The following is a 15,913-nucleotide window of genomic DNA, read 5'->3' on the forward strand; positions in this document are numbered from 1 at the left end:
GAGGTGTCGGCGTCTTACGCCGACGGAGGGGGAGGGCGGTAAGGCTCGTGCGTCACGCCCCCTCCGTCGCGGATTACCGCGCCACCTCCCCCGCGAGCGGGGGAGGGAATATTTCCGGAAGAAGAGGTTGAGCCATGGGTTTCTTCCTCGAAGTGCTGATCGGCGGACTGCTCGCAGGCGTGCTCTACTCGCTCGTGGCGTTGGGCTTCGTGCTGATCTTCAAGGCCTCCGGCGTGTTCAATTTCGCGCAGGGCGCGATGGTGCTGACGGCCGCCCTCGCGCTGGTCCGCGCGCTCGAGCTGTTCGAGCAATGGAAGTGGCCGTTCTGGATCGCGCTCGTTGCGGCCTTCCTCTTCGCCGCTGCCATCATGGCCGTCGTCGCGTGGGGCGCCGAGAGGCTAGTGCTGCGCAAGCTCGTGAACCAGGAAGGCATCATCCTGTTCATGGCCACCATCGGCGTCACCTTCTTCCTCGAGGGCCTGGCGCAGACCTTGTTCGGCGCCGACGTCTATCCGCTCAACATCGGCCTGCCCAAGGAGCCGCTGTTCGTCCTGGAATCGCTGTTCGACGGGGGCATCCTTGTCAACGAGCTCGACATCTGGGCTGCCGTCATCGCCGGCCTCCTGGTGGCCGGATTGGCGATCTTCTTCCAGAAGACACGCATCGGCCGCGCGTTGCGCGCCGTGGCCGACGACCATGCGGCGGCGCAGTCGGTCGGCATCCCGCTCAACCAGATCTGGTTCATCGTCTGGCTGGTCGCCGGCCTCGTCGCACTCGTCGCCGGCGCGGTGTGGGGCAGCAAGCTCGGCGTGCAGTTCTCGCTCACGCTGCTGGCCCTGAAGGCGCTGCCGGTGCTGATCCTGGGCGGCTTCACCTCGGTGCCGGGCGCGATCATCGGCGGGCTGATCATCGGCGCCGGCGAGAAGCTCGCCGAGGTCTTCCTCGGGCCGTCCATGGGCGGCGGCATCGAGATCTGGTTCGCCTATGTCGTGGCGCTTCTCTTCCTGCTGTTCCGGCCGCAGGGCCTGTTCGGCGAACGCATCATCGAGCGGGTGTAGAGGAGTCTGACCGTGTTCTACCGCGAGGCCGGGCAGTACAAGGCGACCTACGAAGCCGACCAGGCGATCTTCCCGATCGCCCAGGACCGCTTCGTCATGCTGGCCCTGCTGGCGATCGCCTTCCTCGTCGTGCCGTTCGTCGCCAGCGAATACATCTATCGCGCCGTGCTGATTCCGGTCGTCGTCCTGGCGCTCGCCGCGATCGGCCTGAACGTGCTGATGGGCTATTGCGGCCAGGTCTCGCTCGGCTCGGGCGCCTTCATGGGGGTCGGCGCCTACGCCGCCTACAATCTCGCGATCCGCGTGCCATTCCTCAACCCGCTGGTCTGCATCCTGCTGGGTGGCTTCGTGGCGGCCGCGATCGGCATCGCCTTCGGCATCCCCAGCCTGCGCATCAAGGGCTTCTATCTCGCCTGCGCGACCCTGGCGGCGCAGTTCTTCGGCGACTGGGCCTTCCTGCGCGTCAAGTGGATCACCAACTACACGCCCTCGGGCTCGGTCAACGCGCCGCCGATCCAGCTGTTCGGTTTCGACCTGTCCTCGCCGGCCGCGACCTACATCATCGCGCTCTGCTTCACCCTGGGGCTCGGGCTCGCCGCCAAGAACATCGTGCGTGGCCATATCGGCCGGCAATGGATGGCGATCCGCGACATGGACATCGCCGCCGAGATCATCGGCGTGCGGCCGATGTACGCCAAGCTCACCGCCTTCGCCGTCTCGTCCTTCCTGATCGGCGTGGCGGGCGCCATGTGGGCGTTTCTCTATCTCGGCTCGTGGGAGCCGGCGGCGTTCTCGATCGACCGCTCGTTCCAGCTCATGTTCATGGTGATCATCGGCGGGCTGGGCTCGATCCTGGGCAGCGTGCTGGGCGCCATCTTCATCGTGCTGCTGCCGATCTTCCTCAACCAGGCCCTGCCCCCGCTCGGCGCCGCGATCGGCTGGAAGATCAGCACCGCCACCGTCTCGCATTTCGAGGCGATGATCTTCGGCGCCCTGATCGTATTCTTCCTGATCGTCGAGCCGCACGGACTGGCGCGGCTCTGGTCGGTGGCCAAGCAGAAGCTCAGGCTTTGGCCCTTCCCGCATTGAGTGTGAAAAGCTAGGGTCCCACAAACACGCAAAAACAGGAGGGAAACGCATGCAACTCAAGAAAATGCTGATCATGGGCGCGGCGGCACTGGCCGCCGGGATGACCGCCGCGGCATCGGCTATGGCACAGAACGAGCAGTTCATTCCTAGCCTGGTCTACCGTACCGGCGCCTATGCCCCGAACGGTATCCCGTTCGCCGACGGCGTGGCGGACTACATCAGCATGCTCAACGCGCGCGACGGGGGCATCAACGGCGTCAAGCTGACCTTCGAGGAGTGCGAGACCGGCTATGCGACCGACCGCGGCGTCGAATGCTACGAGCGCCTCAAGGCGAAGGGCCCGACCGGGGCCGCCTACTTCAGCCCGCTCTCGACCGGCATCACCTTCGCGCTGACCGAGAAGGCGCCGGGCGACAAGATCCCGCTGCTGACCATGGGGTACGGCCGCTCCGACAGCCGCGATGGCGCCGTCTTCACCTGGAATTTCCCGCTGCTGGGCACCTACTGGACGGCAGCGAACGTCGCCATCCAGCACATCGCCAAGGAATGGGGCGGCTTGGACAAGCTCAAGGGCAAGAAGATCGCGCTGGTCTATCACGACTCGCCGTATGGCAAGGAGCCGATCGCGGCGCTCGAGGCGATGAGCAAGAAGTACGGCTTCGAGTTCACCCCCATACCGGTGCCCCATCCCGGCACCGAGCAGAAGTCGCAGTGGCTGCAGATCCGCCAGATGCGGCCCGACTACGTGCTGCTGTGGGGCTGGGGCGTCATGAACTCGGCCTCGGTCACCGAAGCGGGCAACGTCAACTTCCCGCGCGACAGGATGCTGGGCGTATGGTGGTCGGGCGCCGAGCCAGACGTGCTGCCGGCCGGCGACAAGGCCGCGGGCTACAAGGCGCTGATGCTGCAGCATCCGTCCGGCAAGTTCGGCGTCCACAAGGACATCGAGAAGTTCGTGACCTCGCAGGGCAAGTCGATGGCCAAGCCGGACGAGACAGGTACGGTGCTCTACAATCGTGGCCTGATCAACTCGATGCTGGGCACCGAGGCGATCCGCACCGCCATGGCCAAGTTCGGCAACAAGCCCCTGACCGGCGAGCAGGTCCGCTGGGGCTTCGAGCATCTCGACCTCTCGGCCGACCGCATCAAGCAGCTCGGCTTCGAGGGCATGCTCGGACCGATCAAGGTCTCGTGCGCCGATCACGAGGGCGCGCGCTTGAGCCGCGTCCATCAGTGGGACGGCAAGCAGTGGAAGATCATCTCCGATTGGTACACCGCCGACGATGGCATCATCATGCCGCTGGTCAAGGACACCGCCGCCAAGTACGCGGCAGAGAAGAAGATCACGCCGCGCGACTGCTCGAAGGAAAGCTGAACGACCGGCGCGCTTCTCTCTCTTTCCACCTTTCCCCGCCGGGGGAGAGGTGGGGTGAGGGGGCGATGCACACCGCCTGCAACCCCCTCACCCGTCCTCTCCCCCTAGCGGGGGAGAGGAGTATCAAAGGGAGAGGAGCACGAAGGAAAAACAGGGACAATGAGCCTTCCTGGCACAACTCCCGCCCCCGCCAACGTCCTCGACATCGCCAACATCGAGGTCATCTACAATCACGTGATCCTCGTGCTGAAGGGCGTGTCGCTGTCGGTGCCGCAGGGGGCCATCGTCGCCCTGCTCGGCGCCAACGGCGCCGGCAAGTCGACGACGCTCAAGTCGATCTCAAACCTGCTGCGCAGCGAGCGCGGCGAGGTCACCAAGGGCCGCATCCTTTACCGCGGCGCGCGCATCGATGGACTGACGCCCAACGATCTCGTGCGGCGCGGCGTCATCCAGGTGATGGAAGGCCGGCACTGCTTCGGCCATCTCACGGTCGAGGAGAACCTGCTGACCGGCGCCTTCATCCAGGGCGGCAAACGGCGCCAGATCGCCGACGATCTCGAGAAGGTTTACCACTATTTTCCGCGCCTCAAGGTCCGGCGCGCGAGCCAGGCCGGCTACACCTCCGGCGGCGAGCAGCAGATGACCGCGATCGGCCGCGCCTTGATGAGCCGTCCGACGACCATCCTGCTCGACGAGCCCTCGATGGGCCTGGCACCGCAGCTCGTCGAGGAGATCTTCGAGATCGTGAAGAACCTCAACGAGCAGGAGAAGGTTTCGATCCTGCTGGCCGAGCAGAACACCAACGTCGCGCTGCGCTACGCCCACTACGGCTACATCCTCGAGAACGGCCGGGTCGTGCTCGACGGCGACGCCGCGTCGCTGCGAGAGAACGAGGACGTGAAGGAATTCTACCTCGGCGTCGGCGGCGAGGGCCGTCGTTCGTTCCGCGACGTCAAGCACTACCGCCGCCGCAAGCGCTGGCTTTGACGCTGGGGCGCGTCATGCTCTTCCAGGCTGCGAGCTTCCAGCTCGGCCATGAGCAAGAGCGAGCTGGAAGCTCGCGGTCAGTGAGACCATGATCAAGCCGCTGCCGCGCCCTTCTTCGGGATCGGCGGCGCAAATCGAAACGCGACGCCCAGTCGGTTCCAGGCGTTGATCGTTGCGATCGACACCGACAGGAACACGACCTCTTCCTCGCTGAAGTGCTCGCGGACCGCTGCGTAGGCCGCGTCGGACACGCTGTGACCGGCGAGATTTGCCAGCGTCTCGGCCCAGGCGAGTGCGGCGCCCTCCTTGTCCGAGAAGATGCCGGCCTCCTCCCAGGTGGCGACGAGGTCGAGCTTCTCCTGCGGCACGCCCAGCTTGCGCGACACGTTGAGATGGATCTGCAGGCAGAAGGCGCAGTTGTTGATCTGCGACACGCGCAGCTTCACCAGCTCGATGATCGTCTTGTCGATTCCCGACTCGTCGGCCTGCCGGCCCATGGTGATAAGCGAATTCTGGGCGATCGGCGCGATCCTGGCGAAGGCATCGTAGGAAATGCGGGGTTTGCTCATGTCGGGCCTCGGATTGGGAGGATTATAATATAAGAGGTCTGATATCATGATCAACCGGTGAGATGCCCGTCAGTCGTGAAGGTGCTCGCGGAGGGTGCGGCCGGTGTAGTCGGTGCGGAACAGTCCCCGCCTCTGCAGCTCCGGTACGACGCTGCGCGCGAACTGCTCCCAGGTGCCGGGGAAGACGGTCGGCGTCAGGATGAAACCGTCGCAAGCCTGCGATTCGAAATAGTCCTGGAGCTGATCGGCCACCGACTTCGGCGTGCCGACGATCTGCGGGCACAGCTCACTGGTGGCGAAGCGCCTGACCGCGTCGCCCAAGGTCAGGCCATGAGCCTTCGTGCCCTGCAGGATGACCTCGAACGAGCCGCGCGCACCCTGTTCGATCTCGATGTCCTGCAGCGGCTGGTCGATCGGATAGTTCGAGAGGTCGACGCCGATATGCGTCGAAACCAGCGCCAGCGCCACTTCCGTGGGAACCATCTCGTTGATATAGGCCTGCTTCTCGCGGGCAATCGACTCGGTCTCGCCGATGAGCGGGTCGACCGACGGCAGCACGGCACAATCCTCCGGCGGCCGGCCGACATTCGCGATCCGTCGCTTGATGTCGGCATAGAAGGCCTGCATGTCGGCCTTGGAATGCTGCAGGGTGAAGATCATCTCCGACCAGCGCGCGGCGAAGTCGCGGCCGCGGTCCGAGGCGCCGGCCTGCATGATGACGGGATGGCCCTGCGGGCTGCGCGGCACGGTGAGCGGCCCGCGCGTCCTGATCCATTTGCCCGCATAGTCAACATAATGGACCTTGGACGGATCGGCGAAGACGCCGCTTTCCTTGTCGACGATCAGCGCGTCGGGCTCCCAGCTTTCCCACAGCTTGAAGCAGGCCTCCATCACCTCGTCGGCGCGGTCGTAGCGCGTGTTGCGCGGCGGCAGCTCGTCATGACCGAAGTTGCGCGCCTCGAGGTTGCTGATCGAGGACACGACGTTCCACGCCATGCGGCCCTTGCTCAGCACGTCGAGCGTGCCCAGCGTGCGGGCGATCTGGTAGGGATTGTGAAAGGTCGTCGACAGGGTGGCGCCGAGGCCGATGTGCTGGGTGACACGCGACATCACCGCCAGCACCGGCAGCGGATCGAGAAAGCCCATCTGGCCGCCGCCGCGCAGGATGGCCTCGAAGGTGCCGCGGTAATTGTCGAACAGGCCCAGCGTGTCGGCGAAGAACAGGCAGTCGAACTTGCCCTTCTCCAGCACCCGCGCGACGTGCTCGTACCAGGCGGGGTCGAGGAAATCGTTGTCGGTCTCGGGATGCCGCCACATGCCGTGGTGGTGGGCAGTCGGCCCGGTCTTGAGGAACGCCACCAGGCGCATCTTGCGCGTCTTGCCCATTGCACTCTCCCGAAACGCTTCTGGCGGGGAACGTAGCAGGCTTTGGGCGCCGGCCACTGACGTTGGGCCGCGCTTCCCGGCATGATAAAATGACACCATGTCCGCACCCATCCTACCGCCGCCCGAACAGCTGAAGGCGCTGTGCAGCCGCTGGAAGATCCGTGAGCTGAGCTTGTTCGGCTCACAGGCCCGTCGTGAGGCCGCGCCCGACAGTGACGTGGACCTGCTTGTTGAATACGAGCCAACGGCCGACTGGAGCCTCCTGGACACGGCACGGCTGCGCGCTGAACTCGCCGAGCTGTTCGGCCGACCGGTCGATCTGGTGCGCGAGCGCAACGTCACCAATCCCTACAGGCTCGCCTCGATTAGGCGGGATCGCCGGCAGCTCTATGCGTCCTGACGCGCGGGACCCTGCTTCATTGGTCGACATGCTGGGCTTTGCTCGCGAAGTCGTCATTTTTATCCGTGGGCGCAACCGCGAAGATCTCGACAGCGATCGGGCATTCCTGCGCTCGCTGGAGCGGTCTTTAGAACTCGTTGGCGAATGTGCCAGGCGAATCTCAGTAGGCACGCGAGAGGCCTATCCGTTCATTGCATGGCGAGACATAATCGGAATGCGCAACATCATCGCCCATGAATATGGCCGCGTTGATCCCGACGAACTTTGGAAGACGGCAAGCCGCGACATACCCCTGCTTGTCTCGTACATGGAAGCGATCGTCGCGGCCCTGCCGCCGCCGCGCTGAGACTACCCAAGCAATCCCCCGAACGGTACGGTTCGCGCAAATCGAGGGAAACGCACCGATGTCCAAGCATTACGACACCCTGGAAACCCGCACGCCGGAGGAGCGGGAGAAGGCGCTGATGCAGGCGCTGCCGCAGCAGATCGCGCACGCCAAGGCGAACGCGCCGTTCTTCGCCCGATGGCTGAAGGACGTCGATCCCGCCGCCGTCACCTCGCGTGCCGCGCTCGCGACCCTGCCGGTGCTGCGCAAGTCGATGCTGGGCGAGGTGCAGAAGAAGGACCCGCCGATGGGCGGGCTGATCGCGGTGCCGCTGTCGAGGGCGCGGCACATCTTCATGTCGCCCGGCCCGATCTTCGAGATCGACACCGACGATCCCGACTACTTCCGCGGCGCGCGCGCAATGCATGCGGCGGGCTTCCGTCCCGGCGACGTGGTCTACAACACCTTCTCCTATCACCTGACGCCGGCTGGCATCATGATGGAATCGGCGCTCAAGGCGCTGGGCTGCGTGATCGTGCCGGGCGGCGTCGGCAATACCGAGCTGCAGCTCGACGCGATCGCGGCGATCAAGCCAAAAGGCTATGTCGGTACGCCATCCTTCCTGAAGATCCTGATCGAGAAGGCGGCCGAGCTGGGCAAGGACATCTCCTCGATCAAGCACGCCTTCGTCGGTGCCGAGGCGCTGCCGCCGTCATTGCGCCAGATGTTCGTCGACAAAGGCATGACCTGCCAGCAGAGCTACGGCACCGCCGATCTCGGCACGATCGCCTACGAGTCCGAAGCCATCCAGGGCATGACGGTCGACGAGGGCGTGATCGTCGAGATCGTGCGGCCCGGCACCGGCGATCCGGTGCCCGATGGCGATGTCGGCGAAGTGGTCGTCACGACCTTCAACAGGGCCTATCCGCTGATCCGCTTCGGCACCGGCGACATGTCGGCGGTGCTGGCGGGACCGAGCCCATGCGGCCGCACCAACATGCGCATCAAGGGCTGGATGGGCCGCGCCGACCAGCGCACCAAGGTGCGCGGCATGTTCGTCGATCCCGAGCAGATCGCCGAGATCGCGAAGAAACATCCCGGCCTCGGCCGCCTGCGCCTCGTCATCGACTGGGTGAACCAGGCCGACGTCATGACCCTCAAGGTCGAGGCTACCGCGCCGTCGGTCGATCTCGAGAAGGCGATGGCAGACACGATCCGTACCGTCTGCAAGGTCGGCGGCAAGGTCGAGTTCGCCTCGGTCGGCAGCCTGCCCAACGACGGCAAGGTCATCGATGACGTGCGGAAGTATACATGATGGGGACGTGCCTGCTGGGAGCGCGGCTCTCCAGAGCCGCTCTTCTATCGGCTTGCCACATCCCACGAGCGGCTCTGGAGAGCCGCGCTCCCAGCCTCAATTCACGTCCAGCTTCAGCCCTTCCTTGTCGATCACGCCTTTCCAGAGCGCGATCTGGGCGTTGACGAAGCCGTCGAACTGCTCGGGCGTGCCATAGGCTGGGAAGCCGGCCATGGCCGAGATGCGCTCGAGGGTCTTCGGATCGGAGAGCCATGCCTTCATCTCGGCGTTGAAGGCATCGACGATGGGGCGCGGCGTCCTGGCCGGCAGGAAGACACCGAACCAGGTCGAGACGTCGAACGGCTTCAGTTCCGGCATGGTGCCGGAGATCGGCGGCACGTCGGGCACCATCGGGTTGGGCTGGGCCGAGGTGAGGCCGAGCGCGCGCAGCTTACCCGCGCGCATGAACTCGATGCTGCTGGTGAGGTTGTCGAAGAAGAACTGCGTAACGCCGGCGAGCAGGTCGTTCAGCGCCGGCGCCGCGCCGCGATAGGGCACATGCTCGGCCTTGGTGCCGGTGAGCTGCAGGAACCACGCACCCGAGAGATGCGGCGACTGGCCGGTGCCCGAGGAGGCATAGGACGCCTTGCCGTTCTGGGCCTTGAGCCAGGCGACGAACTCGGGGACGGTCTTGGCCGGCACCGACGGGTGGACCACCAGCACGTTGGGCGCGGTGATGGCGTTCGATACCGGGATCAGGCTCGCCTGCGTGTAGGGCAGGTTGCGGTAGAGCGAGTAGGCGATCGACTGCGGGCCGATGTTGCCCATTAGCGCGGTCAGCCCGTCCGGCGCCGATTTGACGACCTCGGCCGAGCCGATGACGCCGCCGGCGCCCGATTTGTTGTCGACAACGCAGGATTGGCCCCAGGCTTGCTGCAGGTGGGCTGCAATCATGCGGGCAAGGATATCGGTCGTGCCGCCCGGTGCGGCGGGCACGACGATCCGGACGCCCTGGGTCGGCTTCCAGGCGGCTTGCGCCCTGAGGCTGCCGGGCAGGAAAGTCGCGGCAGGCAGGGCGGCTGTGCCGGCCAGGGCGGCACGGCGGCTGAGACGGCGGGTCATTGTTTCCTCCAGTTTCTTGCCGCGACCGTGCCGCACCTCGGCCGCACTGGCAAATCTGCCATAATTCCCTTATTTAATGACGTGTGCGGTCACCCCGGACTACCCCTCCCACAAAGGGACCCGCGCCAAGGAGGATAATTTGAAGAGACGCAATTTCGTCTCCGGTACGGCTGCGCTCGCCGCCGCCGCTCTGGCCCGCCCCGCGTTCGCCGCGACCATCAAGCCCTACAGCTGGGACCTCAACCCGCCGACCGACACCCGCGATAACTTCATCGCCTGGGGCAAGGGCCGGGGCGAGGACCCGTTTTTCCTCGGCCAGCGCTGGGACCGTTATCAGGCCATGGTGCGCAACAAGGACCTTTGGGGCGCCGCCACCATCCGCGCCTTCCTGCTGACCCCGCGCGAGGAGTTCTCGGCGGTCAGCGCCGCGATCCACAAGCGCGCCTACGAGCACGCGTTCCTCGATATCGGCTACGGCGTCACCATGTCCGGCCCGCATATCCAGGGCCGCATGACCAACGTGATCGACGTCAAGCGAGGCGAGAAGGTGCTCGAGATCGGCACCGGCTCGGGCTGCCAGTCGGCCTACATCGCCAACCTGACCGAGAACGCCTACACGATCGAGATCATCAAGCCGCTCGCCGACCGTACCCGCGGGATCTACGACAAGCTGATCGAGAAGGGCTACACCGAGTTCCAGCACATCAAGACCAAGGCCGCCGACGGCTACTACGGCTGGGCGGAGGCGGGACCGTTCGACAAGATCATCGTGACCTGCGGCATCGACCATGTGCCGCCGCCGTTGCTTCAGCAGCTCAAGCCGGGCGGCCTGATGGTGATCCCTGTCGGTCCGCCGGGCGCGCAGCGGGTGCTGAAGGTCTCCAAGATCCAGGGCGCCGACGGCTCGATCACGACGTCGCGCGAGGACATCTACGGCGGCAAGATCGTGCCGTTCGTGCCGTTCACCAAGCTCGAAGGCGACAAGATCGTCGGCAGCCATAACCGGTAGAGACGCGACCCGCCTCTGTGTCATCCCGAGCGTAAGCGAGGGATCTATCGCGATGCCGACCCTAGATCCCTCGCTGCGCTCGGGATGACACTGTCACTTTGCCGGAGATCAGCCCGTTGAGCGTTTCTGTCGACCTCGACCATCGTCCGCCGCTTTCCTTCTACCTGTCCGTCGGATTGGTCGCGGGCAGCATCATCGCGCTGCAGATCGGCATCATGCGGGTCTTCTCCGTCGGGAGCTGGGCGCATTTCGGCTCGCTCGTTGTCAGCCTCGCCATGTTCGGCTTCGGCCTGACCTCGGCGGTGATGTGCGTCGGCAAGGGCTGGTTCGAGCGCCACTGGATCGGCGCCGTGAAGGGTGCGCTGCTGGCCTTCGGACCGTTGATGGTGGTGTGCAACCTCGCCGCCCAGCAGGTGCCGTTCAACGCCATCTTCCTGATCTCCGATCCGATGCAGAAGTGGCGGCTGCTCGCCAACTTCGTGCTCTACTTCCTGCCGTTCCTGGCCGGCGCGCTCTATCTCGGCACGATCTTCCTGAAGGCGCAGAAGACCTTCAACCGCGTCTACTTCGCCGATCTGGTCGGCTCGGGGCTGTGTGGCCTGGCCGTGCTGCTGGCGATGTACCTCTTCACGCCCGAGGACATCATCATGGCGCCGCTGGCGCTGTGGCTGGCCGGCGGCCTGCTGTGGTTCGTGGCGCTCGGCGACCGGCGCGGCATGCTGGCCATCCTCGCCGTCGCGGTGCTGTCGGCAGCCGTCCACTATGTCGTGCCGCCAGCGCTCGGTATCCCCAAGCTCGCGGTGTCGGACTACAAGGGCGTGTCCTACGCGCGCAAGTTCCCGGACAACAAGCGCACCTACGAGCGTGCCTCGCCGTTCGGCTACATGGAGGTCTATTCCTCCTCCTATCTGCATTTCGCGCCGGGCCAGTCGGACAACGCCGCGTTCAACCTCAAGAACATGCCGGCCAATGCCTATCTCGGCATGTACATCGATTCGGAGGGGCCGTCGGGCATCATCAAGGACCTGCCCGCCGAGGAGACGCCCTACTTCCGCTACCTGCCGATGTTCTATCCCTACGTGCTGAAGCAGGCGCCCGAGACCTTCGTGGTCCAGTTCGGCGGCGGCATCTCGACGGCGGTGGCGCTGAAATCGGGCTCCAGCCACGTCACGGTCGCTGAAGGTAATCCCGCGGTGCTGACGGCGTTCCGAGAGGACCCCGGCCTGCGCGCCTTCACCAGCGACGTGCTGCGCAATCCCAAGATCAGCGTCATCGACTATGACGGCCGGCTCTACCTCGCCAACACCAAGAACCGTTACGACATCGTCGACCTGTCGCTGGCCGATTCGGCCGGCCTGTCGAGCCCCGGCGGCTTCTCGATCGTCGAGAAATACTCCTACACGCGCGAGGCGATGAGCGCCTACATGCGCGCGCTGAAGCCGGGCGGTATCCTGTCGGTCACGCTATGGAACAAGGAAGAGCCGCCCAAGTCGGTGCTCAAGCTCTACGCCACCATGGCGGCCGCGGCGCGCGACGTCGACGGCGGCAACATCGCCGACAAGTTCTACGTCGTGTCATCCTATCTCTCGACCGCGACCGTGCTCTACAAGCGCGGCGGCTTCACGCCAGAGGAGATCGAGAAGCTCAACGCCCACACCAAGGCGATGTCCTTCGACCAGATCTACCATCCCGGCATGAAGGTCGATGAGTCCGACCTCGCCCAGATCCTGCAGGACTATCGCGACCAGTTCTTCGCCACGGGTGAGGCGGTCGACCCGACCGGGCCGTCGGAGAAGGAGCCGAACGACAAGCCGCCGCCCGGCGCCCCCGGCGCCGAGCCGGCCAAGGCCGATGGCGAGGCGCCGCCGGTTCCCAAGGTGCCGGCGACAGTGCTGGGCCGGCTGTGGTGGCATTTCCTGGTCGACGGCGGCTGGGAAAAGGTGGCCGACCAGTATGTCTTCGATACTCGCGTCCTGACCAATCACCAGCCGTACTTCGCCGCCTACATCAAGGTGCAGGACCTGCTGAAGTTCACCGACCGGCTCGAGCTGGTGCAGGACGAATGGGGCTATCTGCTGCTGTGGGCGACGCTCGGCATCGCTTCGGTCTTTGCCTTCACGCTGGTTCTGTTTCCGGTGATCTTCGGCTGGCGCACGATCTTCAGCCGCTATCCGGGCAAGGCCGGCACGATGGTCTATTTCCTCTGTCTCGGGCTGGGCTACATCATCGTCGAGGTCGGCATGATCTCGCATTTCGTGCTGGCGCTTTCCAACCCGACCGTGTCGGCCTCGGTGCTGATCACCGGCATGCTGGTCTTCTCGGGGCTGGGCAGCTTCCTCTCCGAGCGCTACATCGACCGCGCACACCGCGTGATGCCCCGCATCTTCCTCGCGATCTTCGCCATCCTGGCGCTCTACGCCTTCACCATCGACTTCGCGCTCGACTGGATCGGTACGTTGCCCTACGCGCTGCGCATCCTGCTCTGCCTGCTGTTGGTGATGCCGCCGGCGTTCCTGATGGGCTTCCCGATGCCGACGGCGATGACCACGCTCGGGCGGCTCGGCAAGGATCACATGTTCCTGTGGGCCTGGGGCATCAACGGCTGCTTCTCGGTGATCGGCGCGGCGCTGGTGCCGATCATCGCCACCAGCTTCGGCCTGCCGGCCGTCGTGCTGGTCGGGGCGTTCGCCTATCTTGTCGCGCTGCCGGCGTTCTTCTCGGTGCTGATGCCGCTCGTGAAGGGGCGGCCAGCGGCTGCGTGAAGCGTCGCGCGCTGCTGCTAGGGGCTCTTCTGATGCCGATGGCCGCGCACGCCCGAACGACAAAGCCGAAGCCAAAGCAGAAATTCAAGAGGCCGCCGAAACAACCGGCGCCGAAGCCGCGGCCCCCGGTTCAATCGCAACGTCCGATGGAAGGGAAGACCCAGCTCGTCGCCTTCAATGCGTCGGCCTTCCCCTATCGTGGCACCGTTCCCGACAGCAAGAAGCCGTTCCTCGATGTCCGGAACGGCAAGCGCGTCGGGCACACGACGCTCAAAGGCGATGTCTGCTGGGAGGATACGACCTACAGCGACCGCCGCTCGCTGCTGTATTTGCCGCCCGGCTATAATGCGGAGCTGCCGGGTCTGATCGTGCTCTACCTTCACGGCCAGGGCGCGACGCTCGAGCGCGACGTGCAGGCGCGTCAGGCGATCCCCCGCCAGATTGCCGACTCCGGCCAGAACGTGGCGCTGGTTGCGCCCCAGCTGGCGTTCGACGCGCCAGATTCGAGCGCCGGCAATTTCTGGAAGCCGGGGCATTTCGCGGCCTATATCGACGAGGCCGCCGAGCGGCTGATGCGACTCTACGGCAACAAGCGCGCCGGTGCGCATTTCAACGCCTCGGGCGTGGTCATCGTCTCCTACAGCGGCGGCTATGTGTCGACTGCCTATGCGCTGGCGCACGGCGGCGCAGTTCATCGTATCAAGGGCGTGATCCTGATGGACTCGCTCTATGGCGATGAGGAGAAATTCGCCGCCTGGGCCGCGGCGCGGCGCAGGCTTGCCTTCCTGCTGAGCGCCTTCACCGAATCGACGCGCGAGGAGAACAGCACGCTGCAGAGCCTGCTCGGCAAGCGGCGCATTCCGTTCACCAGCGGCCTGCCCACGACCCTGACGCCCGGCACCAATGCCTTCGTGCCGTGCGGTGGCTTGGAGATGCATGGCGATTTCATGACACGCGCCTGGGGGCCCGATCCGCTCAAACAGGCGCTGACGATGATTCCCGGGTACCCGCAAACGGTGCGCGCTGGTAAGAAGGGCGCATGAGCGATCCCCTTCGTCAGGAACTCCTCGACATCTTCGTCGGGCGCGCCACGCGGCGCTACGGCCTGAGCGAGATCAACCAGCTGCAGCATGCGCTCCAGTCCGCGGCCTTGGCCGAAGCCGACAAGGCGCCGCCGGCGACCGTGCTGGCCTGCCTGCTGCACGATGTCGGCCACATGATCCATCGGCTGGGCGAGGACCCGGCCAGCCGCGGCGTCGACGACGTGCACGAGCAGCTCGGTGCCGATTGGCTGGCCGAGCGCTTCGGGCCCGAGGTCAGTGAGCCGGTCCGCCTGCATGTCGCGGCCAAGCGCTATCTCTGCACGGTTGAGCCGGATTACTTCGGCAAGCTCGCGCCCGACTCAGTCCGCAGTCTCGAGCTGCAGGGCGGGCTGATGTCGGCCGACGAGGTCGAGGCGTTCCGCTCCAATCCTCTGCACCGAGAGGCGGTACGGCTGCGCCGCATCGACGAGCAGGCCAAGGACCCGCGCGCGTCGACGCCGGATTTCGATTACTTCCTGCGCCATGTCGAGGCGTGCCGGGTCCCATGATCGGCCGACAGGAAGTCGAGGCGGCCTGGCGGCTGATCAGGAAGCATGTTCGTCGCACGCCAGTGATCGAGTTGCCGGCCGGCGCGCTCGGCATTGCCGCTCCGCTCGCCCTCAAGCTCGAATCGATGCAGCTCAGCGGTTCGTTCAAGGGTCGCGGCGCGTTCCACAAGCTGCTTGCCTCGCAGGTGCGTTCAACCGGCATCGTCGCCGCGTCAGGCGGAAACCATGGTGCCGCCGCCGCCTATGCTGCGCGCGCTCTCGGCCACAAAGCCGAGATCTTCGTGCCGACCGTGGCCTCCCCGACCAAGGTCGCGCGGCTCGAGAGCTACGGCGCAGTGGTCCATCAGGTCGGGGCGGTCTATGCCGAGGCGCGGGCGCTGTCGGAGAAGCGCGCGGCGGAGACCGGTGCGTTGATCGTGCCGGCCTACGAGGACGAAGTCGTGTTCGCGGGTGCAGGGTCCGTCGCGCTGGAGTTCGCCGAGCAGGCGACGTTTGACACGCTGCTGGTCGCGGTCGGCGGCGGGGGGCTGATCGCAGGCTGCGCCGCAGCGATCGGCGAGGGTACCAGGATCGTCGCCGTCGAGACCGAGGGCACGCCGACGCTCTACGAAGCGCGCCGCGCCGGCCGGCCGGTCGACGTGGCGATTTCGGGGATCGCCGCCGATGCTCTGGGCGCCAGCCGGATCGGCACACCCAATTTCGAGATCGCCCAGAAGCTCGTGCGCGACTCGGTGCTGGTCAGCGACGACGCCGTGCGGACCGCGCAACGCGCGCTGTGGGAAGAGCTGCGGATCGTCGCAGAGCCGTCCGGCGCCACGGCCCTCGCAGCCCTGATGTCCGGCGCCTACAAGCCCGCGTCCGGCGAGCGGGTGGCGACACTGGTCTGCGGCGCCAATACGGATCCCGGGTCCGTCGTCTGAATCTCGGCCGGGAGCGCGGGTTTCCA

At 65.8% G+C, this 15,913-nt stretch carries 15 protein-coding genes; 12 read left to right on the forward strand and 3 right to left on the reverse strand.

Going from position 1 to position 15,913, the window contains the following annotated elements:
- Positions 1-134 precede the first annotated feature (134 nt).
- From ACQY8M_RS06850 to ACQY8M_RS06865, 4 genes are all read left to right on the forward strand, one after another.
- Positions 135-1,058: a branched-chain amino acid ABC transporter permease gene (locus ACQY8M_RS06850; protein WP_428670187.1), complete on the forward strand. Its 924-nt coding sequence runs from the start codon at positions 135-137 to the stop codon at positions 1,056-1,058.
- Between the two features lie 12 nt (positions 1,059-1,070).
- Positions 1,071-2,147 (forward strand): branched-chain amino acid ABC transporter permease, encoded by a 1,077-nt coding sequence (locus tag ACQY8M_RS06855; RefSeq protein ID WP_428670189.1) that lies wholly within the window; start codon positions 1,071-1,073, stop codon positions 2,145-2,147.
- 49 nt (positions 2,148-2,196) lie between these two features.
- Positions 2,197-3,522: an ABC transporter substrate-binding protein gene (locus tag ACQY8M_RS06860; protein WP_428670191.1), complete on the forward strand. Its 1,326-nt coding sequence runs from the start codon at positions 2,197-2,199 to the stop codon at positions 3,520-3,522.
- Positions 3,523-3,681: 159 nt separating this feature from the next.
- Entirely contained in the window at positions 3,682-4,509 is an 828-nt protein-coding gene (locus tag ACQY8M_RS06865; RefSeq protein WP_428670193.1) for an ABC transporter ATP-binding protein, read from the forward strand.
- Positions 4,510-4,601: 92 nt separating this feature from the next.
- Here the strand turns inward: ACQY8M_RS06865 and ACQY8M_RS06870 are convergent, their stop codons facing one another.
- Positions 4,602-5,078: a carboxymuconolactone decarboxylase family protein gene (locus ACQY8M_RS06870; protein WP_428670195.1), complete on the reverse strand. Its 477-nt coding sequence runs from the start codon at positions 5,076-5,078 to the stop codon at positions 4,602-4,604.
- A gap of 69 nt (positions 5,079-5,147) precedes the next feature.
- Positions 5,148-6,464: an LLM class flavin-dependent oxidoreductase gene (locus ACQY8M_RS06875; protein WP_428670197.1), complete on the reverse strand. Its 1,317-nt coding sequence runs from the start codon at positions 6,462-6,464 to the stop codon at positions 5,148-5,150.
- Positions 6,465-6,561: 97 nt separating this feature from the next.
- Here ACQY8M_RS06875 and ACQY8M_RS06880 point away from each other — a divergent pair, with 97 nt between their 5' ends.
- From ACQY8M_RS06880 to ACQY8M_RS06890, 3 genes are read left to right on the forward strand one after another with little or no spacing between them, the layout of a single operon-like run.
- The gene (locus tag ACQY8M_RS06880) at positions 6,562-6,864 is read left to right on the forward strand and encodes a nucleotidyltransferase family protein (protein WP_428670199.1); all 303 of its coding nucleotides are present in this window, start codon (positions 6,562-6,564) and stop codon (positions 6,862-6,864) included.
- Between the two features lie 28 nt (positions 6,865-6,892).
- Positions 6,893-7,210, forward strand: a complete 318-nt coding sequence (locus tag ACQY8M_RS06885) for a HepT-like ribonuclease domain-containing protein (protein ID WP_428675324.1) — start codon at positions 6,893-6,895, stop codon at positions 7,208-7,210.
- A 58-nt stretch (positions 7,211-7,268) separates the two neighbouring features.
- On the forward strand, positions 7,269-8,504 hold the full coding sequence (locus ACQY8M_RS06890) for a phenylacetate--CoA ligase family protein (RefSeq protein WP_428670201.1): 1,236 nt from the start codon (positions 7,269-7,271) through the stop codon (positions 8,502-8,504).
- 96 nt (positions 8,505-8,600) lie between these two features.
- Here ACQY8M_RS06890 and ACQY8M_RS06895 read toward each other — a convergent pair whose 3' ends face one another.
- Positions 8,601-9,605: a Bug family tripartite tricarboxylate transporter substrate binding protein gene (locus ACQY8M_RS06895; protein ID WP_428670203.1), complete on the reverse strand. Its 1,005-nt coding sequence runs from the start codon at positions 9,603-9,605 to the stop codon at positions 8,601-8,603.
- A gap of 139 nt (positions 9,606-9,744) precedes the next feature.
- On the opposite strand from ACQY8M_RS06895, the gene ACQY8M_RS06900 reads away from it, so the two are divergent.
- From ACQY8M_RS06900 to ACQY8M_RS06920, 5 genes are all read left to right on the forward strand, one after another.
- Positions 9,745-10,614, forward strand: a complete 870-nt coding sequence (locus ACQY8M_RS06900; protein ID WP_428670205.1) for a protein-L-isoaspartate O-methyltransferase family protein — start codon at positions 9,745-9,747, stop codon at positions 10,612-10,614.
- Between the two features lie 116 nt (positions 10,615-10,730).
- Positions 10,731-13,376: a hypothetical protein gene (locus ACQY8M_RS06905; RefSeq protein WP_428670207.1), complete on the forward strand. Its 2,646-nt coding sequence runs from the start codon at positions 10,731-10,733 to the stop codon at positions 13,374-13,376.
- Positions 13,377-13,522: 146 nt separating this feature from the next.
- The gene (locus ACQY8M_RS06910; RefSeq protein WP_428670210.1) at positions 13,523-14,419 is read left to right on the forward strand and encodes an alpha/beta hydrolase; all 897 of its coding nucleotides are present in this window, start codon (positions 13,523-13,525) and stop codon (positions 14,417-14,419) included.
- A complete protein-coding gene (locus tag ACQY8M_RS06915; RefSeq protein WP_428670212.1) occupies positions 14,416-14,967 on the forward strand; it encodes an HD domain-containing protein in 552 nt (183 codons plus the stop codon). The genes ACQY8M_RS06910 and ACQY8M_RS06915 overlap by 4 nt, the downstream gene beginning before the upstream one ends.
- Positions 14,964-15,887, forward strand: coding sequence for a serine/threonine dehydratase (locus ACQY8M_RS06920; RefSeq protein ID WP_428670214.1), 924 nt, complete (start codon positions 14,964-14,966; stop codon positions 15,885-15,887). The genes ACQY8M_RS06915 and ACQY8M_RS06920 overlap by 4 nt, the downstream gene beginning before the upstream one ends.
- The last annotated feature ends 26 nt before the right edge of the window (positions 15,888-15,913 follow it).

It is taken from the genome of Reyranella sp. (assembly GCF_965279465.1).
GTDB lineage: Bacteria > Pseudomonadota > Alphaproteobacteria > Reyranellales > Reyranellaceae > Reyranella.